Origin of the sequence: Pantoea sp. GCM10028869, assembly GCF_042666835.1 — a bacterium.
In the GTDB taxonomy this organism is placed as follows: domain Bacteria; phylum Pseudomonadota; class Gammaproteobacteria; order Enterobacterales; family Enterobacteriaceae; genus Pantoea; species Pantoea leporis.
On the sequence record NZ_JBHTGO010000009.1, the window covers coordinates 1 to 22,906 of the forward strand.

Annotated in this window: 23 protein-coding genes and 3 tRNA genes; 10 read left to right on the plus strand and 16 right to left on the minus strand. The window is 55.8% G+C overall.

All coding sequences use genetic code 11. From position 1 onward, the window contains the following. Positions 1–66, plus strand: a 66-nt coding sequence (locus tag ACFQW4_RS19805) for a hypothetical protein (protein ID WP_240516136.1), incomplete at its 5' end; no start/stop codon positions are given. A 78-nt stretch (positions 67–144) separates the two neighbouring features. Here the strand turns inward: ACFQW4_RS19805 and ACFQW4_RS19810 are convergent. The 6 genes from ACFQW4_RS19810 to ACFQW4_RS19835 form a co-directional block, all read right to left on the minus strand. Continuing rightward, positions 145–1,284 (minus strand): glycerate kinase, encoded by a 1,140-nt coding sequence (locus ACFQW4_RS19810; protein ID WP_192236501.1) that lies wholly within the window; start codon positions 1,282–1,284, stop codon positions 145–147. Between the two features lie 84 nt (positions 1,285–1,368). After that, positions 1,369–2,253, minus strand: coding sequence for a 2-hydroxy-3-oxopropionate reductase (gene garR / locus ACFQW4_RS19815; RefSeq protein ID WP_064738030.1), 885 nt, complete (start codon positions 2,251–2,253; stop codon positions 1,369–1,371). Positions 2,254–2,272: 19 nt separating this feature from the next. Further along, the gene (garL, locus tag ACFQW4_RS19820) at positions 2,273–3,040 is read right to left on the minus strand and encodes a 2-dehydro-3-deoxyglucarate aldolase (RefSeq protein ID WP_101762587.1); all 768 of its coding nucleotides are present in this window, start codon (positions 3,038–3,040) and stop codon (positions 2,273–2,275) included. Between the two features lie 52 nt (positions 3,041–3,092). Then, the gene (gudD, locus tag ACFQW4_RS19825; RefSeq protein WP_192412005.1) at positions 3,093–4,424 is read right to left on the minus strand and encodes a glucarate dehydratase; all 1,332 of its coding nucleotides are present in this window, start codon (positions 4,422–4,424) and stop codon (positions 3,093–3,095) included. A 16-nt stretch (positions 4,425–4,440) separates the two neighbouring features. Then, positions 4,441–5,781: an enolase C-terminal domain-like protein gene (locus tag ACFQW4_RS19830; protein WP_110868302.1), complete on the minus strand. Its 1,341-nt coding sequence runs from the start codon at positions 5,779–5,781 to the stop codon at positions 4,441–4,443. A 9-nt stretch (positions 5,782–5,790) separates the two neighbouring features. After that, positions 5,791–7,137 (minus strand): MFS transporter, encoded by a 1,347-nt coding sequence (locus tag ACFQW4_RS19835; protein ID WP_101762584.1) that lies wholly within the window; start codon positions 7,135–7,137, stop codon positions 5,791–5,793. A gap of 509 nt (positions 7,138–7,646) precedes the next feature. Between ACFQW4_RS19835 and garD the strand changes: the two genes are divergently transcribed. Next, positions 7,647–9,206 (plus strand): galactarate dehydratase, encoded by a 1,560-nt coding sequence (garD, locus tag ACFQW4_RS19840; RefSeq protein ID WP_377726908.1) that lies wholly within the window; start codon positions 7,647–7,649, stop codon positions 9,204–9,206. 123 nt (positions 9,207–9,329) lie between these two features. Here the strand turns inward: garD and ACFQW4_RS19845 are convergent, their stop codons facing one another. The 4 genes from ACFQW4_RS19845 to syd all read right to left on the minus strand — a co-directional run bounded on the left by ACFQW4_RS19845 (position 9,330) and on the right by syd (position 12,035). Beyond that, positions 9,330–9,776, minus strand: coding sequence for a flavodoxin (locus ACFQW4_RS19845; protein ID WP_377726911.1), 447 nt, complete (start codon positions 9,774–9,776; stop codon positions 9,330–9,332). A 12-nt stretch (positions 9,777–9,788) separates the two neighbouring features. Beyond that, complete coding sequence (truC, locus tag ACFQW4_RS19850; RefSeq protein ID WP_377726914.1) at positions 9,789–10,568, minus strand: tRNA pseudouridine(65) synthase TruC; 780 nt, start codon at positions 10,566–10,568, stop codon at positions 9,789–9,791. Next, the gene (locus ACFQW4_RS19855) at positions 10,568–10,894 is read right to left on the minus strand and encodes a YqcC family protein (RefSeq protein WP_377726917.1); all 327 of its coding nucleotides are present in this window, start codon (positions 10,892–10,894) and stop codon (positions 10,568–10,570) included. The genes truC and ACFQW4_RS19855 overlap by 1 nt, the downstream gene beginning before the upstream one ends. A gap of 577 nt (positions 10,895–11,471) precedes the next feature. Next, the gene (gene syd / locus ACFQW4_RS19860; protein ID WP_101762012.1) at positions 11,472–12,035 is read right to left on the minus strand and encodes a SecY-interacting protein; all 564 of its coding nucleotides are present in this window, start codon (positions 12,033–12,035) and stop codon (positions 11,472–11,474) included. Positions 12,036–12,097: 62 nt separating this feature from the next. Between syd and queF the strand changes: the two genes are divergently transcribed. The 3 genes from queF to xni all read left to right on the plus strand — a co-directional run bounded on the left by queF (position 12,098) and on the right by xni (position 15,299). Next, a complete protein-coding gene (gene queF / locus ACFQW4_RS19865; RefSeq protein ID WP_110867951.1) occupies positions 12,098–12,943 on the plus strand; it encodes an NADPH-dependent 7-cyano-7-deazaguanine reductase QueF in 846 nt (281 codons plus the stop codon). A 182-nt stretch (positions 12,944–13,125) separates the two neighbouring features. Next, entirely contained in the window at positions 13,126–14,490 is a 1,365-nt protein-coding gene (ppnN, locus tag ACFQW4_RS19870) for a nucleotide 5'-monophosphate nucleosidase PpnN (protein ID WP_101762010.1), read from the plus strand. A gap of 38 nt (positions 14,491–14,528) precedes the next feature. Then, entirely contained in the window at positions 14,529–15,299 is a 771-nt protein-coding gene (xni, locus tag ACFQW4_RS19875; protein WP_101762009.1) for a flap endonuclease Xni, read from the plus strand. A gap of 176 nt (positions 15,300–15,475) precedes the next feature. Here the strand turns inward: xni and rlmM are convergent, their stop codons facing one another. The 4 genes from rlmM to ACFQW4_RS19895 form a co-directional block, all read right to left on the minus strand. Continuing rightward, positions 15,476–16,576, minus strand: a complete 1,101-nt coding sequence (gene rlmM / locus ACFQW4_RS19880) for a 23S rRNA (cytidine(2498)-2'-O)-methyltransferase RlmM (protein WP_110867955.1) — start codon at positions 16,574–16,576, stop codon at positions 15,476–15,478. Further along, positions 16,569–16,964: a DUF423 domain-containing protein gene (locus ACFQW4_RS19885; protein WP_101762007.1), complete on the minus strand. Its 396-nt coding sequence runs from the start codon at positions 16,962–16,964 to the stop codon at positions 16,569–16,571. The genes rlmM and ACFQW4_RS19885 overlap by 8 nt, the downstream gene beginning before the upstream one ends. Positions 16,965–17,013: 49 nt before the next feature. After that, positions 17,014–17,931 (minus strand): transcriptional regulator GcvA, encoded by a 918-nt coding sequence (locus tag ACFQW4_RS19890; RefSeq protein WP_101762006.1) that lies wholly within the window; start codon positions 17,929–17,931, stop codon positions 17,014–17,016. 331 nt (positions 17,932–18,262) lie between these two features. After that, entirely contained in the window at positions 18,263–18,487 is a 225-nt protein-coding gene (locus tag ACFQW4_RS19895; protein WP_008109575.1) for a YgdI/YgdR family lipoprotein, read from the minus strand. Between the two features lie 206 nt (positions 18,488–18,693). Between ACFQW4_RS19895 and csdA the strand changes: the two genes are divergently transcribed. After that, entirely contained in the window at positions 18,694–19,899 is a 1,206-nt protein-coding gene (csdA, locus tag ACFQW4_RS19900; protein ID WP_377726926.1) for a cysteine desulfurase CsdA, read from the plus strand. Between the two features lie 4 nt (positions 19,900–19,903). Beyond that, positions 19,904–20,359 (plus strand): cysteine desulfurase sulfur acceptor subunit CsdE, encoded by a 456-nt coding sequence (gene csdE / locus ACFQW4_RS19905; protein ID WP_110867956.1) that lies wholly within the window; start codon positions 19,904–19,906, stop codon positions 20,357–20,359. Here csdE and tcdA read toward each other — a convergent pair. Beyond that, positions 20,347–21,153 (minus strand): tRNA cyclic N6-threonylcarbamoyladenosine(37) synthase TcdA, encoded by an 807-nt coding sequence (gene tcdA / locus ACFQW4_RS19910; protein WP_176973561.1) that lies wholly within the window; start codon positions 21,151–21,153, stop codon positions 20,347–20,349. The genes csdE and tcdA overlap by 13 nt on opposite strands. Positions 21,154–21,181: 28 nt before the next feature. Further along, on the minus strand, positions 21,182–22,330 hold the full coding sequence (mltA, locus tag ACFQW4_RS19915) for a murein transglycosylase A (RefSeq protein WP_101762003.1): 1,149 nt from the start codon (positions 22,328–22,330) through the stop codon (positions 21,182–21,184). 204 nt (positions 22,331–22,534) lie between these two features. Here mltA and ACFQW4_RS19920 point away from each other — a divergent pair. From ACFQW4_RS19920 to ACFQW4_RS19930, 3 genes are all read left to right on the plus strand, one after another. Then, positions 22,535–22,611: transfer RNA gene (locus ACFQW4_RS19920), tRNA-Met, on the plus strand. A gap of 53 nt (positions 22,612–22,664) precedes the next feature. Next, positions 22,665–22,741: transfer RNA gene (locus ACFQW4_RS19925), tRNA-Met, on the plus strand. Positions 22,742–22,792: 51 nt separating this feature from the next. After that, positions 22,793–22,869, plus strand: a tRNA-Met gene (locus tag ACFQW4_RS19930). Positions 22,870–22,906: the final 37 nt, after the last annotated feature.

Below are 22,906 nucleotides of genomic sequence, written 5' to 3' on the forward strand. Positions count from 1 at the left end.
TACAGCACAAAAGTGGGGGTGATCGACCTGAAGAAAAAGTCGATCACCATGGGTAAAGGATGTTAAAAAGTGTTCACCATGTCCCCGAACACCTGTCTACCATGTCCCCGGACTGTACAGGGAGAGGATTAGGGTGAGGGAAAACTATCTCCCTTTCCCCAGCTTTATCACCGCCGCCACATTGCGCGCCGTCAGGCGCACGTTCTGCGCCGCGTTGGCCAGCGCGTCATCCAATGAGCAGATGCTAAACAGCACGCTGAACACCGCATCCAGCCCATGTTGGTGCACCACGCCGACATCCGCGGTTAAACTTCCGGCAATGCCAATCACCGGTTTATTAAACTGCTTCGCGACCTTTGCCACACCAATCGGCACCTTGCCGTTAATGCTTTGACTATCAATGCGCCCTTCGCCGGTAATCACCAGATCGGCATCTTTCACCTGCTCGGCCAGGCCCAAGGCTTCAGTGACAATCTCAATGCCGCTGCGTAACTCGGCCTGACAAAACGCATGCAGCGCCGCGCCCATGCCGCCCGCCGCGCCGCCACCATCAATGTGTAAAACATCAATATCCAGATCGCGATGAATCAGGGTGGCGTAATGTTCCAGTGCTTTGTCCAGCTGCTGCACCAGTTCCGGCGTCGCGCCTTTCTGCGGACCGAAGATCGCCGAAGCGCCCTTATCACCGGTGAGCGGATTGCTGACATCGCAGGCGACTTCAAAGCGACACTGCTTAATACGCGTATCCAGCTGTTCGATATCGATGCGCGCCAGCTGCGGTAATGCGCCGCCGCCGTAGGCGATTTGCTTGCCGTGCTCATCCAGCAGTTGTGCGCCCAGCGCCTGCATCATGCCGGAACCGCCATCATTGGTGGCGCTGCCGCCAATGCCGATAATGAAGTGATCGACACCGCGATCGAGCGCATCTTTGATCAGCTCACCGGTGCCGAACGAGGTGGTAATCAGCGGATCGCGCTGTGCCGCGGGCACTAACTCCAGCCCGCTGGCTGCCGCCATTTCGATAAATGCGGTACGCTCATCACCTGACAAACCGTAGAACGCCTCCACTGGCTTGCCGAGCGGTCCAGTAACCGTCAGCCGGACAATGTTTCCCTGCGTTGCCGCCACCATCGCTTCAACCGTGCCTTCACCACCGTCGGCAACCGGTATTTTCACGTACTCAGCTTCGGGAAAGATCTCGCGGAATCCCGCTTCAATCGCCGAAGCCACTTCCAGGGCGGATAAACTCTCTTTATATGAATCCGGTGCGATGACAATTTTCATAGGCAATCCAGCGCGGTTGATGACGGACATCCGTCCTGCGAAGGCAGCGAGCCGCCCGACATCCGTAGACGCCGGACGATTGCACTACCGGGTGATCTCAACTTTCGCCAATTTTTCATAATAGCAGGCCAGCGCGCTATGGTCGGAAGTGCCCTGTCCATCCACTTTCAGCGCCTGCATCATCTCCATCACTGCGGCAGTCAGCGGCAGATGCGCTCCGATCTCGTGCGAGGTATCCAGCGCATTGGCCAGATCTTTGATATGCAGATCGATGCGGAAGCCCGGTTTGAAGTTACGATCCAGCACCATCGGCGCTTTGGCATCCAGCACGGTGCTGCCTGCCAGACCACCACGAATCGCCTGATAAACCAGCTCAGGATTAACGCCCGCTTTGGTCGCCAGCGACAGCGCTTCTGACATCGCCGCGATGTTAAGCGCCACGATCACCTGATTTGCCAGCTTAGTCACATTCCCCGCACCAATGTCACCGGTGTGGACCACCGAACCCGCCATCGCTTTCATGATGTCGTAGCACTGATCAAACACCGCTTTATCGCCGCCCACCATCACCGACAGCGTGCCTTCAATCGCTTTCGGCTCGCCGCCGCTGACTGGCGCATCGAGCATTTTGATGCCTTTCGCCGCCAGCGCATCATGCACTTCGCGGCTGGCCAACGGCGCAATGGAACTCATGTCGATAACAATCAGGCCCGGCTTCGCGCCTTCGATGATGCCGTTAGCGCCGAGGCACACCTCTTTAACCTGTGGCGAGTTCGGTACCATGGTGATCAACACATCCACCTGTTCAGCCACCTCTTTTGGCGTCTTGGCTACGGTGGCGCCCAGCTCCACCAACTCTGCTTCGTTACTAACATTATGGTCGCGCACCACCAGCGAATAACCGGCTTTCACCAGGTTTTTACTCATCGGTTTGCCCATGATGCCGAGGCCGATAAATCCAATTTTCATTGCCTTTCCTCTCAGTCAGTTATTTTTTAAATTTGTCACACAGCGCCTGCGTGGCGTTACGGAACACACCCAGATCGCTGCCTACCGCCACAAAGCTGGCGCCCCACTCCAGATAGCGGCGCGCATCGGCTTCCACCGGCGCCAGAATGCCACTCGGTTTCCCCGCTGCTTTGGCGCGTTCGAAGACGTGTTTAATCACTTTCAATACTTCGGGATGCGCAGGCTGGCCCAGATAGCCGAGCGCGGCCGAGAGATCGCCCGGCCCAACGAAGATGCCATCGACCCCCTCCACCGCGGCGATAGCATCGATGTTGTCCACCGCCTGTTGCGTTTCGATCTGCACCAGCACCGTGATGTTGTCGTTAATGGTGCTGTTGTAATCCGGCAGCGTGCCGTACATGTTGCTGCGATGCGAAACCGACACACCGCGAATGCCCGCCGGTGGATAGCGAGTTGATGCCACCGCGCGAATCGCCTCTTCCTCGGTTTCCACAAACGGCACCAGGAAGTTGTAGAAGCCGATATCCAGCAAGCGCTTAATGATGATCGGTTCGTTGCACGGCGGACGCACCACCGGCGCGCTGTGGCTGCCCTTCAGTGCCATCAGTTGCGGCACAAAGGTGGTGATGTCATTCGGCGCGTGTTCGCCATCCAGCACCAGCCAGTCAAAGCCCGCCAGGCCCAGCACTTCAGTGGTAAGGGGATTAGCCAGCGCGCACCAGCTGCCAATCAGGGTTTCTCCTGCCAGCAAACGGCGACGAAAAGGGTTCGGCCAGGCATTGCTCATTGTCTTCACTCCTGTCGGTTACAGCAGGCTCCCGCGCGGGGAGCCGGAAAAGTTAGCGCACCAGGCACGGACGCTTGTTATCAAAGGTCCAGTTCGGTACGAGGAACTGCATGGCTTGCGCATCATCGCGCGCGCCCAAACCGTGTTTCTGATACAGCGCGTTGGCCTGCATCACCTGATCCATATCCAGCTCGACGCCGAGACCCGGTTTTTGCGGCACCTGCACCATGCCGCCTTTAATCTGTAGCGGCTCTTTAGTCAGGCGCTGATTGCCTTCCTGCCAAATCCAATGCGTATCGATGGCGGTAATCGCACCCGGTGCGGCGGCGGCAACGTGGGTAAACATCGCCAGTGAAATGTCGAAGTGGTTGTTAGAGTGCGAGCCCCACGTCAGGCCGAAGTCGTGACACATCTGCGCCACGCGTACCGAACCCTGCATCGTCCAGAAGTGCGGATCGGCCAGCGGGATATCGACCGACTGCAGCGACAGCGTGTGGCCCATTTGACGCCAGTCGGTGGCGATCATGTTGGTGGCGGTCGGCATGCCGGTGGCGCGGCGGAATTCCGCCATCACTTCGCGACCGGAATAGCCCTGCTCAGCACCGCACGGATCTTCCGCATAGGCCAGCACACCTTTCAGCTGCTTACCGAGCAGAATCGCCTCGTTGAGCGACCAGGCGCCGTTAGGATCAAGCGTCACACGCGCCTGCGGGAAGCGCTTCGCCAGCGCCGTCACCGCTTCGGCCTCTTCGCCACCGCGCAGCACGCCGCCTTTCAGTTTGAAATCGTTAAAGCCATATTTTTCATAGGCCGCTTCCGCCAGGCGCACCACCGTATCCGGTGTCAGCGCTTCTTCGTGGCGCAGGCGATACCAATCACATTTGTCATTTTCCTGGCTCTGATACGGCAGCGACGTTTTCTTGCGATCGCCGACATAGAACAGATAGCCGAGCATTTCTACCCGGTCGCGCTGCTGACCATCGCCGAGCAACGAGGCGACGTTCACGCCTAAATGCTGTCCCAGCAGATCGAGCAGCGCCGCTTCGATGCCAGTAACCACGTGAATGGTGGTACGCAAATCAAAGGTTTGGTTGCCGCGTCCGCTGGAATCGCGGTCGGCAAAGGTGCTGCGCACCAGGTTGAGGATGTTCTTGTATTCGCCAACGGTTTTCTGCACCACCAGCGCCGCCGCATCCTCCAGCGTCTGACGAATCTTTTCGCCGCCCGGAATCTCACCGACGCCGGTGTGTCCGGCATTGTCTTTAATGATGACGATGTTGCGGGTAAAGAACGGCGAATGCGCGCCACTCAGGTTAAGCAACATGCTGTCGTGACCGGCCACCGGAATGACCTGCAGCGATGTTATTTTCGGTGTCTGACTCATTTCCTGCTCCTTAAACTTAGCCGCGACCAAAGGCTGGACGCTTGCGATCGAATGACCAATTGGGAACCAGATACTGCATCGCGGTGGCGTCGTTACGTGCGCCCGCTGGCAGTGATTTGTACAACGCGTTGGCCTGATGCAGGCGATCCCAATCCAGCTCGACGCCGAGGCCCGGCTTATCCGGCACGGCGATTTTGCCGTTGCGGATCTGCAGCGGCTCTTTGGTCAGGCGCTGATCGCCCTCCTGCCAAATCCAGTGCGTATCAATCGCGGTGGGTTTACCCGGCGCAGCGGCGCCAACGTGGGTGAACATCGCCAGTGAAATATCGAAGTGGTTATTGGAGTGACAGCCCCACGTCAGCCCCCAGTCATCACACAGCTGCGCCACGCGCACTGCACCGCTCAGCGTCCAGAAGTGCGGATCGGCCAGCGGGATGTCGACGGCATTGAGCATCACCGCGTGGTTCATCTCGCGCCAGTTGGTGGCGATCATGTTGGTGGCGACCGGCAACCCCGTCGCACGGCGGAATTCGGCCATGACTTCGCGGCCGGAATAGCCCTGCTCGGCACCGCACGGATCTTCGGCGTAGGTCAGCACATCGCCCATGCCTTTACACAAGCGAATGGCTTCATCCAGCGTCCAGGCACCGTTGGGATCGACGGTGATGCGCGCATCGGGGAAGCGTTTTTTTAGCGCCGCCGCCGACTCAATCTCCTGCTCGCCCGGCAGCACGCCGCCTTTGAGTTTGAAATCTTTGAAGCCATATTTGTCCTGCGCCGCTTCCGCCAGACGCACCACAGATTCCGGCGTCAGCGCCTCCTGATGACGCAAGTGATACCAGTCGTGGCTGGCATTTTCGCCAGTCAGATACGGCAAATCGGTTTTGCGACGATCGCCGAGATAGAACAGATAGCCGAGCACCGTGACCTCATCGCGCTGCTGGCCCGGACCGAGCAGTTCCGCCACCGGCACGCCGAGACATTGGCCGAGTAAATCCAGTAGCGCCGCTTCCAGCGCGGCCACCGCATTGACGCGCAGCTCGAAGGTCCACGCGCCCTTGCCGAAGGTATCGAAATCCGCCGACTGATTGCCTTTGTGCACCTGCTGCACCAGACGATTCATGCGGGCAACCTGCTGACCTTTTACCTGCGGAATCGCCTCAACCAGCGTTTGGTAGATGGTTTCACCGCCCGGCGCTTCACCGACGCCGGTGTGTCCCGCGCTATCCGTGAGCACCACGATATTGCGGGTGAAGCAGGCGCTGTGCGCGCCACCGATGTTGAGCAGCATACTGTCGTAACCGGCAACCGGAATCACCTGCATATCGGTGATGACCGGCGTGCTTTGCGTAGTCATATTCCGTCCTTATGGCCTGGTTTTCAGTTCAACGCGTTTGATATCGCCAGCAATCACCAGGAAACTAAATGCGGCGACAAAGGCATGGATACCGACATAAATCAGCGCGCCCTCGAAGGATCCGCTGGTGGCGATGATGTAACCGATGGCAATTGGCGTGACGATGCCGGAGAAGTTACCGAACATGTTGAACAAGCCACCGCTCAAACCGCTGATCTCTTTCGGTGCGGTATCTGCCATCACCGCCCAACCCAGCGCACCAATGCCTTTGCCGAAGAATGCCAGCGCCATAAAGAACACCACCACCCATTCCGTGTCGGTGTAGTTACACATCACCATCGAGATGGAGAGCAGCATACCGAGCACAATGGGCGTTTTACGCGCGATGTTCAGCGAACCGGTTTTACGCATCAGGTAATCAGAAATCACGCCGCCCAATACGCCGCCGAGGAAGCCACACACCGCAGGAATCGAAGCAATAAAGCCGGCCTTCAGAATCGACATGCCGCGCGCCTGCACCAGATACACCGGGAACCAGGTAATAAAGAAGTAGGTTAAGGCGTTGACGCAGTATTGGCCGAGATAGATGCCCAGCATCATGCGTGAGGTCAGCAGCTGTTTGATCTGGAACCACTTCTCGCTCCAGCTCACTTTGCGGTCATCCTTTTTGACGTCCATGTTGATCAGTGCGCCGCCCTGCTCCATGTACTCCAGCTCGGCTTTGTTGACGCCCGGATGATCGGTGGGATCGTGGATCACTTTCAGCCAGATAAAGCTGAGGATGATGCCCAATCCGCCCATGAACCAGAACACGTGCGCCCAGCCCACTTCGGAGACCAGCCAACCCATGATCGGCGCGAAGATTACCGTGGCGAAGTATTGCGCCGAGTTAAAGATTGCGACGGCGGTGCCGCGCTCCTGTGCCGGGAACCAGGCCGCAACAATGCGGCTATTGCCGGGGAAGGATGGCGCTTCAGCCAGGCCGACCAGGAAGCGCAACAGGAACAGCGAAATGATAATGCCAAAACCGCTGAACAGATCGACGAAGCCTTGCAGCAAGGTAAACAGCGACCAGAGGAAGATGCTCCAGAAGTAGACGCGTTTTGAGCCGAAGCGGTCGAGCAGCCAGCCGCCCGGAATCTGCCCAATCACGTACGCCCAGGAAAAGGCGGAGAAGATATAGCCAAGGCCGACCGAATCAAGGCCGATCTCTTTGGACATCGCCGAACCGGCAATCGAAATGGTTGCGCGGTCACCGTAGTTGAACGAGGTGACGATAAATAACATCACCACAATCCAGTAACGGGCATTAGTGCGCTTTTGCACTGCTTCCGCTGTCTGGCTGAAACTATTCATGATGCACTCCTGAAATATAGCTAACGCTACATCCACTCTGACTGCATACACATCGCGTTGGGTATCAGAATGAAGTCGGGTTAAACACGGCGATTTTTATATTTGGCAATACGATGATGCGTCGTGACGAATAACCTAACGTTGAAGAACGAGAATCAGTATAGGAACAGCCTGGCGGCGAAACACTGGAAGAACGCATGAGGATTAGGGTTGAAAGAGAATGATTTTATGGCATCTGCACATAACGCTGCGGCGTGGCTCACGGAACGCTTTTTTGCTCCCTGATTTTGCCTGGTTAACGTACAGGATAACGGCAGTTTGTGAGTCCCTTCACTTGTGTTTGGATAAACGAACCAAATTCCCCTGATAAATCTCCTTAAAGCCAGTCAGTTGCACAATGCATACGGCAAATACCCCTGCATATACTGAGGCTGGCAAAAAACGATGACGTGATGGACGTATTTTAAACCGCGCTGCTACGTACGGTGCGACGAACTGGAAGGTGAGCAATGAACCGTCCTCTGACAGAAAAACCGCTCTATATCAAAGTGCACGATGCCGATAACGTGGCGATCGTGGTCAACAATCAGGGATTACCGTCTGGCACCCGGTTCGACGACGGACTGCAACTGACTGAGCATGTGCCGCAGGGACATAAAGTCGCGCTAAGCGATATCCCGCAAGCAGGCGCGATCCTGCGCTACGGTGAAGTGATTGGCTACGCGCTGCACCCCATCCCACAAGGTAGCTGGATTGAAGAATCACTGGTAGCGCTGCCCGAAGCGCCGCCACTCAACAGTTTGCCGTTGGCAAACAATGTGCCGCCCGCGCTGCCGCCGCTGGAAGGTTATACCTTCGAAGGCTATCGCAACGCAGATGGCAGCGTGGGCACGCGCAACCTGCTCGGCATCACCACCAGCGTTCACTGCGTGGCGGGCGTGGTGGATTATGTAGTGCAGATCATTGAGCGTGATTTGCTGCCGCGTTATCCCAATGTCGATGGCGTGGTGGCGCTGAATCATCTGTACGGTTGCGGCGTGGCAATCAATGCGCCCGCCGCGGTGGTGCCGATTCGCACCATTCATAACCTGGCGCTGAATCCCAATTTTGGTGGCGAAGTGATGATCGTCAGCCTCGGCTGCGAGAAGTTACAGCCCGAACGTCTGCTGACCGGCACACCGGATGTGCAGGCCATTTCGCTGGATGACAACGACATTGTGCGATTGCAGGATGAGCGGCTGGTGGGCTTCGGCGCGATGGTGGATGAAATCCTGCAGGTCGCCGAACGCCATTTGAAAAAGCTTAATCAACGTCAGCGCGAAACCTGTCCAGCATCGGAATTGGTGATCGGCACGCAGTGCGGCGGCAGCGACGCTTTCTCGGGTGTAACGGCGAACCCCGCCGTGGGATTTGCTTCTGATTTACTGGTGCGCTGCGGTGCGACGGTGATGTTCTCGGAAGTGACCGAAGTGCGGGATGCTATCCATCTGCTGACGCCGCGCGTGGTGGATGAAGCGGTCGGCAAACGGCTGCTGGAAGAGATGGCGTGGTATGACGATTATCTTAGCCAGGGCCAAACCGATCGCAGCGCCAATCCCTCGCCGGGCAACAAAAAAGGCGGGCTGGCGAATGTGGTGGAGAAAGCGCTGGGTTCGATTGCCAAGTCAGGTCGCAGCCCGATTGTTGAAGTGTTATCGCCAGGACAGCGCCCCACCAAACGCGGGCTGATTTATGCGGCCACACCAGCCAGCGATTTCGTGTGTGGCACGCAGCAGATGGCATCAGGCATTACCTTGCAGGTGTTCACTACCGGGCGCGGCACGCCTTATGGTTTGGCCGCCATTCCGGTAATCAAGATGGCAACGCGCAATGCGCTGGCCGAACGCTGGCATGATTTGATGGATATTAATGCCGGAACTATTGCAACGGGCGAAGAGAGTATTGAACAGGTCGGTTGGCGACTGTTTGAGTTGATTCTGGAGATTGCCAGCGGGCGCAAGCAGACGTGGTCGGATCGTTGGGGGATTCGTAATCAGCTGGCGGTGTTTAATCCGGCGCCGGTAACGTGATGGTTATTGCCCTCACCCGGGCCCTCTCCCACTTCGCGATAGAGGGAACAAACCGTGCGGGCTGCACCCTCTAAATATTCCCTCTCCCGCAGGCGGGAGAGGGTTAGAGTGAGGGAAAAGTCCTTACAGCAACTTACTCCAGCTCTCCACCCACGGTGAGGTCACTGATTCGGGCTCCGGATCTTCCGTCGCATCCACCAACAGCACCTCGCCGATGCGCTGCGCGCTCTGCTCCTGCAAGGTGGCATCAAAGGTTTTAGCTGCACCGCAGAAATTGTCATAGCTGCTGTCACCCAAGCCAATCACGCCATAACGCAATTCTGGTTGATAACCCAGCTGATCACGCACTGCAACATACAGGCGGGCAATGTTATCCGGGAAGTCGCCCTGACCGGTGGTTGAGGTGACAATCAGCACCACATCCTGGCTGTATGCCTGCCAATCCGCCATCGACGGATCTTCAAACACCTTCACGTCGTGGCCCTGCTCTTCCAGCACCGTCTGTGCTTCTTCAGCTACCAGCAGCGCATTGCCGTAAACCGTACCTGTAAAAATGCCAATCTTTGCCATCTTGCCGCTCCTTTATTCTGTCGGCTTATCCTGGACTGCATCCATGGCAAACTCAACCCTGGGAACTTCAGGGATCTGGTCCTGCCAGCCAAACTGCTCAAGCATCTGCTGCCAGACGCGATCCAACCCGGCGCGAATCACTATGGGCTCGCCGGTAACGGGATGGGTAAAGCTGAGTGCGCTGGCGTGCAGCATCAGGCGATTGAGGCCAAAATGTGCCGCCGCACCGCGATTCTGACGCAGATCGCCGTGCGCGCTGTCGCCAATAATCGGATGACGCAGATGCACCATGTGGCGACGCAGCTGATGTTTACGCCCGGTGTGCGGCGCCATCTCCACCAGCGTATAGCGCGCGGTGTTATAGCGGCTGATGGCGACCGGCATCTCAACGTGTGCCAGCGCCTGGTAATCCGTTACCGCCGGTTGGGCAACAGGTTCCTGGGTGGCAAATTTGTCGGCAATCTTATCCAGCTCTTCCACCAGCGGATAATCCAGCGTCGCGCCGCCTTCCAGCCAGCCGCGCAGCACCGCATGATAGGTTTTCTGCATCTGATGCTGTTCAAACTGCTGCGCCAGTAAATGGGCGACTTCACTCGATAAGGCCATCAGCAACACGCCGGACGTTGGGCGATCGAGGCGGTGCACAGTAAACACATGCTGGCCAATCTGATCGCGCACCGTTTGCATCACCACCACTTTTTCATTGCGATCGAGCCAGCTGCGATGCACCAGCCAACCGGCCGGCTTATTCACCGCGACCAGCCACGCATCTTGATAAAGGATTTCGAGCATCAGGCGGAAGGTTCCTGGAACAGCGCATCAAACTTGCTGAGCGTCAGCAATAGCACCGCATAGCCCGGCGTGTCGGCTGGCAATGCGACTTCATAATAGGGAGCGATGGCAAAATTCTGCGGCAACGGCGCGCCGCTTTCGAGCAGCGCATAAAAACGTGGCATGAATACCCATTGCAGCCATTGCAGCGGCTCCATGGTATCAAGACAGAAAGGTTCGGTACTGGCGAAGGCGCCCGCCTCGGGGGATTGTGACTGCCAATGGCCGTGTTCACGCATCACCGCTTCGACCTGCTGCAGGCGCTGAAAAATCATTTGCGACGACATGCGCCACCTCCAGAGAAAAATTGGGCGGCAAGCATACCATCAGTCACGCCCGGCGTAAAAATGGCATAAAAAAAGGGAGCACTGTGATTACAGTGCTCCCGGTTTTCGTTTGCAGCATTCCAGCTACTGCTGTGCTCCCTGCTCATCCATGACAACTTTTCCTGCGCTTTCCGTCGCTTGTCATCATGACATTGGTCCTTAGCATCCTGGCCCGCCACGTTCCGCGTGGCTCTCATTCTCCGTCCTGGAGGTGTCCTTTATACTCAATCCTGAGTGTCCTGCTTCGTCCTGAAGCCTTCCTTGTGCCGTAAACTCCGTTACGTTCCCGCCTCATGGCTGACATTCTCCTGAACGTCTCTTAATCTCCAGCATCCTGCCAGTGGTGACTATTCTCCCAGAAACCATCGCAATAACAAGCCAGTAAGAAGCGTTAATGGATTAAGTCCTGTCTTAATTTTCAGATTGATGCCATAAGTTCATGATTCACAATATTTTTACATTTAGCGCTTCCGCAAGTCTGCGCAATGATCTAGCGATCTCTCACACGTAACGTGAGAGATCTCTCACAAAGCGCAGCCTAAAAATCTGCAAATGACTGAGTAACCGGTTGTAAAGCATTAAGAAACTTCTCAACCGATGTTGCCAGGACTTCACGCTTTTTAGTGCCAGGCTCCTCAATAATGACCTCGCCGGTAAGATTGCACAGCGCAATCACATCATTCTCTGAGTCGGTGGTGGCAATAAACAGCGTTGGCGCTTGTCTTAAGCGGCGCTTCATAACCAAGTGACCAATCAGGTTTTCCTGCAGGCGAGTGAAATCCGCTTCACTCCATACCTGCAGCAGGGTAATGGGCTGCTGTTCAAAGGTTGCCGTCATATCACCTGCAAACTGGCTGGTGTAAAACGCACTGATTTCTGGTTGCAGTTGCAGATCCAACGCACGCTCTACCGCTTCAAGCGTGGCCGGTAACGTAAACGGCTGCGGCTGCCACAACACGCGGTCATCCAGCGTGCTGATGATGCAGTCGGAGGGAACGCCAAGCAGATCGGCGCTGGCGGGAAAATGTCCGGTTTGTTGCTGCCAATGTTCCACGTAGCGGGCGGTAAACTCACGCAGAGCATCTACGGTTTGCTGCATCATTCATATTCTCGCAGGTGTTAGGTTACACTTAACCACTTTGATGAAATTTAGTGGTAACCGTTATGTCTTCTGAAAACCGGGATCAGGCATTAAGCGGCCTGACCTTAGGTAAGCCCACGGCTTATGTTGATCGCTACGATAACACGCTGCTGCAATCCGTGCCGCGCAGCCTTAACCGTGAGCCGCTGGGGCTGTATCCCGATAATCTGCCGTTTACTGGCGCAGATATCTGGACGCTCTACGAACTCTCCTGGCTCAACAGCAAAGGCGTTCCGCAGGTCGCAGTGGGCGAAGTGGTACTGCGCGCCGATAGCCAAAACCTGATCGAGTCGAAGAGTTTCAAGCTCTATCTTAACAGTTTTAATCAGAGCGTTTTCGCCGACTGGGGCGAAGTGCGTCAGACGCTGGAGCGCGATCTCAGCGCCTGCGCGAAGGGTCAGGTCAGCGTGGCGCTGTTTCGTCTCAGCGAAGTGGAAGGCCAGCCGATCGGCCACTTCAGTGGCGAAGTGATTGATGAACAGGATATCGAAATCCACGATTACGCCTTCAATGCAGATTATCTGGCGCAGGCTGCAGGCCGTGAAATTGTTGAAGAAACGCTGGTTAGCCATCTGCTGAAATCGAACTGCTTAATTACCAATCAGCCCGATTGGGGCTCGGTGATGATTCGCTACAAAGGCCCGCGTATTAACCGTGAAGCGCTGCTGCGTTATCTCATCTCATTCCGTCAGCATAATGAGTTTCATGAGCAGTGCGTTGAGCGCATTTTCAACGACGTTCAGCGCTTTTGTCAGCCAGAAGCCCTGAGCGTTTATGCACGCTACACCAGACGCGGGGGTCTGGATATCAATCCGTGGCGCAGTAACGTGCCCTTCTCTCCGGGATTTTCCCGCCTGGTTCGCCAGTAATAGTTTGCGAGACGCCTCGCAGGCCGCTGCACGGATGCGCGGTTCCCCTTGAGCATTCACAGCGGACAACGTTACTCTGTTGAAGGCGCGATCGAAGCATGCGCGACCAGGGATTTTCGTCGCTGCGTTAATAAGTTAAGCGCAGCGTCATCAGCCACGCATTTGCGTGTAAAGGAGTTCTCTTGATTACACATATCAGCCCGCTTGGCTCGATGGATCTGCTATCCCAGCTTGAAGTCGACATGCTGAAGCGCACCGCTAGCAGCGACCTTTATCAGCTGTTTCGTAACTGTTCTCTTGCGGTACTCAACTCCGGTAGCCAGACCGACAGCAGCCAGGAATTGCTTTCGCGTTTTGAAAACTTCGACATCAACGTGTTGCGCCGTGAGCGCGGTGTGAAACTGGAGCTGATTAACCCGCCGGAAGAGGCATTTGTTGATGGCCGGATTATTCGTTCGCTGCAGGCAAACTTGTTTGCCGTGCTGCGCGACATTCTGTTTGTAAACGGACAACTGGCGGCAACAGAACGCTACCAGAACGAGGAGCCGGAAGACTCTGCGCATATCACCAATCAGGTGTTTTCGATTCTGCGTAACGCGCGTGCACTGCACATCGGCGAATATCCGAATACCGTAGTGTGTTGGGGCGGCCACTCAATCAATGCGGTGGAATACCAATATTGCCGCAACGTCGGCACGCAAATGGGCCTGCGCGAACTCAACATCTGTACCGGTTGCGGACCTGGCGTCATGGAAGCACCGATGAAAGGTGCGGCGGTAGGACATGCGCAGCAGCGTTATCATGACAGCCGTTTTATCGGCCTGACTGAGCCCTCAATCATTGCCGCCGAACCACCGAATCCGCTGGTCAATGAGCTGATCATCATGCCGGATATCGAAAAACGCCTTGAAGCCTTTGTGCGTATCGCCCACGGTATCGTGATCTTCCCTGGCGGCGTGGGCACAGCCGAAGAGCTGCTGTATTTGTTGGGTATTTTAATGAATCCGCACAACAGCGATCAGGTATTGCCGCTGATTCTGACCGGACCCAAAGAGAGCGCCGACTACTTCCGCGTGCTGGATGATTTCATCGTTAATACGCTGGGCGAAGCCGCACGCAAGCACTACAAAATTATCATTGATGATGCCGCTGAAGTGGCGCGTCTGATGAAGAAAGCCATGCCGCAGGTGAAAGAGTATCGCCGCGAAACCGGCGATGCCTACAGCTTCAACTGGTCGATTCGTATCGCACCCGAATTGCAAGTGCCCTTCCTGCCGACGCACGAGAATATGGCAAACCTGAAGCTGTTCCCGGATCAGCCCGCCGAGCTGCTGGCAGCCGATCTGCGTCGCGCCTTCTCCGGCATTGTGGCGGGTAACGTCAAAGAGATCGGAATTCGTGAAATTCGCGAGAAAGGCCCGTACAAACTGCACGGCGATGCCAATCTCATGCACCGCATGGACGAACTGTTGCAAGGTTTTGTCGCACAGCAGCGCATGAAGCTGCCGGGCAGCGCCTACACGCCTTGCTACGAAATCATCAAATAACTCATCAGGAAGGCAGCCTGCGGGCTGCCGCTATCGCTATGTCGCTTCATCTTCTTATCATTGATGCACTCAATCTGATTCGCCGTCTGCACGCTGTTCAGGGTTCGCCATGCCGCGACAGCTGCGTTGCCGCCTTGCATCAGTTATTGGGACATACACAACCCACGCACGTGGTGGCGGTGTTTGATAGCCATGAGCGTCAGCCCGGTTGGCGCCATCAGCTATTACCGGATTACAAAGCGGGTCGCCCGCCGATGCCGGAGGATTTGCATCTGGAGATGCCCGCGCTGCAGGACGCCTTCCGCGCAGCAGGCGTTAACTGCTGGGTGGCTGATTTAGACGAAGCCGACGATCTCGCCGCCACGCTGGCGGTGAAAATGGCGGACGCTGGTCATCAAGCAACGATTGTTTCTACCGATAAAGGTTATTGCCAGCTGCTGGCACCTAACATTCGTATTCGCGACTATTTCCAGAAGCGCTGGCTGGATGTGCCTTTTATCGAGCAAGAGTTTGGCGTAACGCCCGCGCAGTTGCCCGACTATTGGGGATTGTGTGGTATCAGCAGCAGCAAAATTCCCGGCGTGCCCGGCATTGGCCCGAAAAGCGCCCGCGAGTTGTTGATGCAGTTTGGATCGCTGGATGCGATCTATCAGCAATGGGATCAGGTACCGAGCAAATGGCAGGGAAAATTGCAGGAACAGCGGGAAATGGCAGAAATTTGCCGCAAAGTATCGACGTTAAAACGTGATTTGGTACTGCAAGGCAATCTCAATACATTGAGATTTCAAACGAAACAGCCGTCGCCATAAATAGCGACTGTGTAAAACAGTTATCCTGCGAAATAATTTGTGCTACAGCAAGGCGGCAAGTGCGCGAGTCCCCGGGAGCATACATCAGTATGTGACCGGGGCGAGCAAACGCAGCCAACGCCGCTGTAGTGCAAAGTATGAAGCAGGACCGCTGTAGCGCAAAGTATGAAGCAGGATTAGCGCTCGTCGCGACGGCCGCCCACCGCTGCCCACAACCGGCGTACGTGAACGGTGACTTCTTCGCGGTCGTGATAAAGCTGGCGCGCCTGAATCTGGGCATTAATACCCTGCGCTTTCAACGCGTCATCAATCATCGTCAGGTTCTGTGTCACTTCTTCGTAGCGCTTTTTCATTGGCAGCTTGAGGTTGAATATCGCCTCGCGGCACCAGCCATTCACCAGCCATTCGGTCATCAGGCTTGCGACGCGCACCGGTTTTTCCACCATGTCGCACACCAGCCAGCTGATATTGGTACGCGGCGGACGGAATTTAAAACCATCTTCGCGGCAGTGCGTCACCTGTCCGGTGTCCATCAGGCTTGGCGCCATCGGGCCGTTATCTACCGCAAAAACCCACATGCTGCGTTTCACCAGTTGATAGGTCCAGCCGCCGGGGCAAGCGCCGAGATCGACGGCGTACATGCCGCTGGCTAAACGCTCATCCCACTCATCCGCAGGCACAAACACGTGAAACGCCTCTTCCAGCTTGAGCGTAGAACGGCTCGGCGCATCGGAGGGGAATTTCAGGCGCGGAATCCCCATGTAGAATGGCGAGTTGTTTTCCGGCAGCGAATAGCCGACGTAACAGGTGCCCGGCGCAATAAAGAACACGTGCACTACCGGACGCTTAGCCGTTTCGTAATTAAGCAGGATTTTGCTTTCACGCAGGCTGGCACGCAGCGGCACGGTTAATTTACGGCAGAACTTGGTGAGCTCTTTCGCTTCATTGGTATCCGGCACTTCAACCCGCAGTTCACCGCCCTTCTCCACCACACCGGTCAGCATGCCGACAATCGGCGTGATGCGGTCTTCTGGTGGCAGATCGCGCAGTAGCTCTCCCACCACCAGCATCTGCCGCGCAAAAATCAGTTCGGCAAACGGCAGCGTTTGGATCAGCTTTTCAGCATCTTGCTGCTGATAGCACTCATACAGCACGTAACCTGAGTCATCTTTGACGCGCGGGAAGCCGTAAATCTCGCGCTCAGCCGCTTTCGCGCTGATTTCTGCCGCGCACTCTTTCTCAAATCCTGGACGGCAATAGAGTAAAACTTTATTCATGGCGATCTGCCTTTCGTTTCAGACGCAGTGCGCCAATCAACATCAAGAACCAGCCAATAAGGAAGCATAAGCCTCCCACCGGCGTAACAAAAACCCAAAACTTCATGTGCGACAGCGCCAGACAATAGAGGCTGCCACTGAACAACACGATACCGAGCGCCATCGCGGCGCTACTCCAGTAAAACCAGATATTGGCACGACGCAGCATAGCGGCACCCAGGCCAATCACCGCCAGCGTGTGATACGCCTGATATTCAAGCCCGGTATGTATCCACGCCATTTCGGCTGGGCCGAGCGATTTGCTCAGCACATGCGCGCCGAAAGCACCAAACGCCACCAGCATAAATCCGCTAATGGCAGCAAAAACAAACATGGCACGACTGGACATCAAACAATCCTCAAGGTAATGCGCACATCATTGTGCAGCCAGCAACGCATTAGTGATCGTAGCGAAAACGGAATTTTTCTTGTTCATTGGCCGCTTTTTCCAGGATCCACTGACGAAAGGCGGCTATTTTACCCAGTTCTGCCTGGCTGTCATGACAAACCAGATAAAAAGCATTTTTACTGACCAACACGTCGTTAAAAGGACATACCAGACGACCGGCTTCAATTTCACTCTGCGCCATCACATTATTCGCCAGCGCCACGCCCTGACCATGAATCGCCGCCTGCAACACCATGGCGCTGTGGCTGAAGATCGGGCCCTGTTGCACATTAATATGCTGCACGCCCAGCTGACGCGTATAGGATTGCCAGTCACGGCGCGATGCATCATGCAGCAGCGTGCAGTGCGCCAAATCGGCCGGCGATTTGAGAGGATGATCACCCGTCAGCAACATCGGTGAGCAGACTGGCAGCAAATATTCGGCATACAATTTCTCAACCCGCAGGCCTGGCCAATTGCCACGACCGTAGAAAATCGCCACGTCGACATCGTCCGCCAATTTCTCCTCATCACGGTCCACCGCCTGGATACGCACGTCGATGCCCGGATAAGCCATATTAAAGCTGGAAAGGCGAGGAACCAGCCACTGAATGGCGAAACTCGGCAGCAAACTGACGGTCAGCGCACCTTTAGCGCTGCGCGCCTGTAATTTACGCGTCGCATCGTTTAGTGCGGAGAAAATCTCCTTAATATCTAAATAGTAGCTTTGACCTTCTTCTGTCAGTAAAAGCGAACGATTCCTCCGGCGAAACAGCTTTAGACCGAGGAAATCTTCCAGAGATTTGATCTGATGGCTGACAGCAGCCTGGGTAACAAACAGCTCTTCAGCGGCTTTGGTGAAGCTCAAATGACGGGCAGCAGCATCGAAGACGCGTAAGGCATTAAGCGGCGGAAGGCGTTTAGACATGGTTTTCCGTATCCGGATTGACAAGGTAATACTTCAACTTATACAAAGTCGCTAGGTATTAGTTTTTTTAATCCGAGACATTATAATTTGTCCGTTGAGGAAGCTCCAGCAAATACCTATAGTTGCCGCACTTCCTGAGCCGGAACGAAAAGATTTCTGGAAACGTGCGAGAGATCGCAGACTTTTGGAGAGCTTTTGGCTTGTGGTCGTGATGTTGTGTTTGCATTTTGATCTGACGCTTGCAGATCAAGTTTTTAATTCCTGTAGATTTACCCTGTCTGTCCATAGTGATTTTAAATAGCACCGCAAATTGCGGTGCTTTTTTTTTGCCTTACTGCCCCATCTCCACCATCTCTTTGACGTCAGAGCGGTTAATCTGCTGCTTGTTGCCATTGGCATCCTGATAGCTGATCATACCGGTTTCGTCATCAACTTTAGGTTTGCCATCGGCGACGATGGTGCGACCATCGTTAGTGTGCATTACGTAATTGCTGGAACATGCGGACAGGGTAAAGGCCAGAGTACACACGGCCAGCACTGCGGTGAGTTTATTCATCTTCTATCTCCTTGCAGATTGATTGCATTAAACCACCCGCATGCGCTCACCAAAGGTAGCGCCAGTGAAATCGACTATGAATAGCGACGCGTTATGCGGGTTTCGGTTCAAACCTTGCAATAATTAGCATAACGCGCTTTTCCAGCTTTGCCAGGCAACGGGCCAGCTTTCAGCCTGGTCCTAACATGATTAACAGTGGGCTGAGTATGACCATTTTTTCTCCCGGCGCCTTCCGCCAGCAGTTCCCCGCGCTGAGCGATGCCGGAATCTACCTCGATAGCGCGGCTACTGCGCTCAAGCCGCAGGCGGTGATCGACGCAACCGCACAGTTCTACAGCCTCAGCGCTGGCACCGTGCATCGCAGCCAGTTCGCTGCCGCTCGCGCATTAACGGAAAAATACGAACAGGCGCGCGGATTAGTGGCGCGCTGGCTCAATGCTGCGGACGATCGGCAGATTGTCTGGACGCGCGGCACCACCGAAGCGATCAATCTGGTGGCGAACAGTTGGCTGGCTCCGCGATTGCAGGCTGGCGATGAAATCGTGGTTAGCGAAGCCGAACATCACGCCAATCTGGTGCCGTGGCTGATGGTGGCAAAAGCGGCGGGCGCGAAAGTGGTGAAATGGCCGTTGGGCGACGATCGTTTGCCGGATATCACGCTGTTACCAGCACTGCTCAATTCACGTACCCGATTGCTGGCCGTTGGTCAGATGTCGAACGTCACCGGCGGCTGTCCGGATCTGGCGCAGGCGATCCGTTTAGCCCATGACGTCGGTGCCAAAGTGATGGTCGATGGCGCACAAGGTGTGGTGCATTGTCCGCCGGATGTACAGGCGCAGGATATTGATTTCTATGCTTTTTCCGGCCATAAGCTTTATGGCCCAATGGGCATTGGCGTGCTGTATGGCAAAGCGGAACTGCTGGAAGCGATGGATCCATGGCAAGGCGGCGGCAAAATGCTGACGCAGGTCGATTTTAACAGTTTCACACCGCAGCCGGTGCCGTGGCGTTTTGAAGCCGGAACGCCTAACGTTGCCGGCGTGGTGGGGTTGAGTGCCGCGCTGCAGTGGCTGGCGCAACATGATGGCAAAAAGGCCGAAATGTGGAGCCAGCAACTGGCGAGCCTCGCCGAAGAGCAACTGAGCGAGATCCCCGGTTTTCGCAGCTTCCGCTGTGGCAATGCCAGCCTGCTGGCGTTTGATATTGCCGGCATTCACCACAGCGATATCGTTACGCTGCTCGCCGAGCATGGCATCGCATTGCGCGCCGGGCAGCACTGTGCGCAGCCGCTGATGGCGGCGCTGGGCGTCACCGGCACGCTGCGTGTCTCGTTCGCCCCCTATAATAATTTGCAGGACGTGGATGCGCTGGTGCGCGCCATGCGCCATGCCGTAGACTTACTGAGTGAATAAGCCCATGACATCAACCCTGCTCGCCCCGCATCCGTTCGGCGATCTGATTACCGCCGCCAGCCTGACGGAAAAATTCACCCATTTTCATCAGTGGGAAGATCGCTATCGTCAACTGATCCAGCTCAGCCGCCAGCTGCCTGCGTTAGCGGAAGAGTTAAAGACGCCAGATATCGAACTCACGGGCTGTGAAAATCGCGTCTGGCTAAGCAGCCAGTTGCTGAACAACGGCACGCTGCACTTTTATGGTGACAGCGAAGGACGCATCGTGCGCGGATTGCTAGCGGTGTTACTGACGGCGGTGGAAGGCAAAACGCCAGCCGACTTGCTGCAGCAAGATCCGCTGGCGTTGTTTGATACGTTAGGTCTGCGCGCACAGCTCAGTGCGTCGCGCAGCAGCGGTTTACAGGCGCTGGCGGATGCGGTGCAACGCGCTGCCCGTCAGCACGCTCAGGCCGTTTGACGCGCTGCCTTCGCCAGAAACTTCTTCAATGCATGGGAAACCGCCACAAACCCGAACGTGGCGGTAACCATGGTCGCCGCGCCAAATCCGGCGGCACAATCCATGCGTTTCGGGCCTTCGGCGGTGGAGCGTGAAGTGCACACGCTGCCGTCCGGCTGCGGATACATCAGCGCTTCCGTCGAGAATACGCAGTCGATGCCGAGCTTGCCTTTACTGTTCTTCACCACGTTAAAATCCCCTTTCAATCTCTCACGCAGCTTGGCCGCCAGCGGATCCTGAATGGTTTTCGCCAGATCGCTCACCTGGATCTGCGTGGGATCGATCTGGCCGCCCGCGCCGCCGGTGGTTATCAGCGGGATCTTGTTGCGACGACACCAGGCGATCAACGCGGCTTTGGGGCGCACGCTGTCAATCGCATCAATCACGTAGTCAAAACCCGCCGATAACAGTTCAGCGGTATTTTCCGGCGTGATGAAATCATCGATGCAGATCACTTCGCATTCCGGATTGATGGCGCGCATACGTTCCGCCATCACTTCGGTTTTCGCCTGGCCCACTTTGCCCTGCAGCGCGTGAATCTGGCGGTTGGTATTGGTGATGCAGACATCGTCCATATCAATCAGGGTGATTTTACCTATGCCGGTGCGCGCTAAGGCTTCCGCCGCCCACGAACCCACGCCGCCAATACCGATCACGCAAAAGTGCGCGTCGGCAAAACGCTGCAGCGCGTCCTGGCCATAGAGACGCGCCGTGCCGCCAAAACGTTGTCGCCAGGCGTCGCTTACTACTGTCATAACCTAACCTTTCCGGGAAAACGGGACATTAATTAGAACCTAACAGCAGCGAACCGTTGTTGCCATTTTGTGGGTTGCTAAACAGCGGCTGACCGGTGCCCGGCGCGGCTTTCAGCACCCAGACGCGGCCATAATGGTTGTAGAAACCGGCCAGATGCGCCGCATCCGGGCCAACGCCCTGATAGATATCGAAGTGCTGGCCTTTAATCGCGCCACCCACGTCTAACGCCACCATTAGACGCATCTCATATTTGCCATTGAACTTGCCCTTCTCGTTCAGCTGCGGCACTTCGGCTAACAGCACGGTTCCGGCCGGAATCAATGAACGATCGGAGGCAACGGAAGCCTTGGCAATCAGCGGCACCGCGCTGGCACCGCGCACCGGCACATACTCTTCCGGTTTGAAGAAGACGAAGGATTGGTTAGTTTCAAGCACCGAACGCACTTCCTGTGGCGAATGCTCTTGCGCCCACTGACGAATCGCCTGCATCGACATATCTTCGCGCTTCACTTCACCGCGATCGATCAGCTCTTTGCCGATGCTGTGATAAGCCCAGCCATTTTTGCCGCCGTAACCAAAGAAGCGCAGTGGACGACCATCACCAAAATCAACGTAGCCGCTGCCCTGCACATCCATCATGAAGTTATCGATCAGCGAATTGCTATAGGCAATGATGTAGCGATCGTCGAGCCCACCATTATAGATAGAAGCACGGCTCGGCAGTTTCTGTCCACGCGGACGCGGTGGCATACGATAAATCGGATACTGGAACTCGCCCTGACGGGTATAACGCGCTTCCACAACCGGCGTGTAGTAACCGGTGAACTGCACATTGCCGTAATTGTCAGTGCCTTCCATCTGATAAGCATTCAAACCAAACTGGTTGAGCTGGCGCGTATCCGCGCCGGACAGCAGCCAGTTTTGCACTGCGCTGTAAGTACCGTTGTTGCGCCCGAACAGGCCGGATGAGGCGGTTTGAATCTGCACTACCTGATCGCTAAAGTCTTTGCCGTTCACCGGACGCCCTTTAGCATTCGGTTGGTTGACCAGCCCAAGCGGTTGCTCCAGCTTGCCATCGATATACTGTTGACCGCGGTCGGTCGGTTTGGAACTACAGCCTGCTAACAGCGCGATAAATGCGCCAGTAAGTGCATACTTCGCCCAATGTCCTTTCATAACCTTCTCTTTTTATCGATTGTTTGCCCGGCGACGATAGCAAAGGGGCAGAGAGAATGAAATCTGCCATCAGCGGTCACGCTCACATCTGTACAATAATCCACCCAATGGCGAGTTTATTCATCAACTGACTGTAAATTTGACGTTTTGTCTCAAAAAGGGGTTGCATCGCCGCGCGTCCAGAGTATAGTGCGCATCCACGGACGCGGGGTGGAGCAGCCTGGTAGCTCGTCGGGCTCATAACCCGAAGGTCGTCGGTTCAAATCCGGCCCCCGCAACCAATTCTTCTTAAATGAAGAGACAATGTGAAGTGTCGTGTAATGCGTCAGTCGGACGCGGGGTGGAGCAGCCTGGTAGCTCGTCGGGCTCATAACCCGAAGGTCGTCGGTTCAAATCCGGCCCCCGCAACCAATTGTCTTAAGAAGAATACAATGTGAAAAGTCGCTTAATGCGACAGACGGACGCGGGGTGGAGCAGCCTGGTAGCTCGTCGGGCTCATAACCCGAAGGTCGTCGGTTCAAATCCGGCCCCCGCAACCAATCATTTAAACACCTTAACGGGTGTTTTTTTGTTTCT

Bases quoted from the DNA above. Each gene is read 5' to 3' on its own strand.
- ACFQW4_RS19890 (WP_101762006.1), bottom strand. From the start codon at position 17,931: ATGTCTAAACGCCTTCCGCCGCTTAATGCCTTACGCGTCTTCGATGCT.
- xni (WP_101762009.1), top strand. From the start codon at position 14,529: ATGTCGCTTCATCTTCTTATCATTGATGCACTCAATCTGATTCGCCGT.
- garR (WP_064738030.1), bottom strand. From the start codon at position 2,253: ATGAAAATTGGATTTATCGGCCTCGGCATCATGGGCAAACCGATGAGT.
- ACFQW4_RS19835 (WP_101762584.1), bottom strand. From the start codon at position 7,137: ATGAATAGTTTCAGCCAGACAGCGGAAGCAGTGCAAAAGCGCACTAAT.
- syd (WP_101762012.1), bottom strand. From the start codon at position 12,035: ATGATGCAGCAAACCGTAGATGCTCTGCGTGAGTTTACCGCCCGCTAC.
- gudD (WP_192412005.1), bottom strand. From the start codon at position 4,424: ATGAGTCAGACACCGAAAATAACATCGCTGCAGGTCATTCCGGTGGCC.
- truC (WP_377726914.1), bottom strand. From the start codon at position 10,568: ATGCTCGAAATCCTTTATCAAGATGCGTGGCTGGTCGCGGTGAATAAG.
- ACFQW4_RS19810 (WP_192236501.1), bottom strand. From the start codon at position 1,284: ATGAAAATTGTCATCGCACCGGATTCATATAAAGAGAGTTTATCCGCC.
- csdE (WP_110867956.1), top strand. From the start codon at position 19,904: ATGACATCAACCCTGCTCGCCCCGCATCCGTTCGGCGATCTGATTACC.
- ACFQW4_RS19845 (WP_377726911.1), bottom strand. From the start codon at position 9,776: ATGGCAAAGATTGGCATTTTTACAGGTACGGTTTACGGCAATGCGCTG.
- garL (WP_101762587.1), bottom strand. From the start codon at position 3,040: ATGAGCAATGCCTGGCCGAACCCTTTTCGTCGCCGTTTGCTGGCAGGA.
- mltA (WP_101762003.1), bottom strand. From the start codon at position 22,330: ATGAAAGGACATTGGGCGAAGTATGCACTTACTGGCGCATTTATCGCG.
- ACFQW4_RS19895 (WP_008109575.1), bottom strand. From the start codon at position 18,487: ATGAATAAACTCACCGCAGTGCTGGCCGTGTGTACTCTGGCCTTTACC.
- ACFQW4_RS19830 (WP_110868302.1), bottom strand. From the start codon at position 5,781: ATGACTACGCAAAGCACGCCGGTCATCACCGATATGCAGGTGATTCCG.
- csdA (WP_377726926.1), top strand. From the start codon at position 18,694: ATGACCATTTTTTCTCCCGGCGCCTTCCGCCAGCAGTTCCCCGCGCTG.
- tcdA (WP_176973561.1), bottom strand. From the start codon at position 21,153: ATGACAGTAGTAAGCGACGCCTGGCGACAACGTTTTGGCGGCACGGCG.
- ACFQW4_RS19885 (WP_101762007.1), bottom strand. From the start codon at position 16,964: ATGTCCAGTCGTGCCATGTTTGTTTTTGCTGCCATTAGCGGATTTATG.
- ACFQW4_RS19855 (WP_377726917.1), bottom strand. From the start codon at position 10,894: ATGTCGTCGCAAATGATTTTTCAGCGCCTGCAGCAGGTCGAAGCGGTG.
- queF (WP_110867951.1), top strand. From the start codon at position 12,098: ATGTCTTCTGAAAACCGGGATCAGGCATTAAGCGGCCTGACCTTAGGT.
- garD (WP_377726908.1), top strand. From the start codon at position 7,647: ATGAACCGTCCTCTGACAGAAAAACCGCTCTATATCAAAGTGCACGAT.
- rlmM (WP_110867955.1), bottom strand. From the start codon at position 16,576: ATGAATAAAGTTTTACTCTATTGCCGTCCAGGATTTGAGAAAGAGTGC.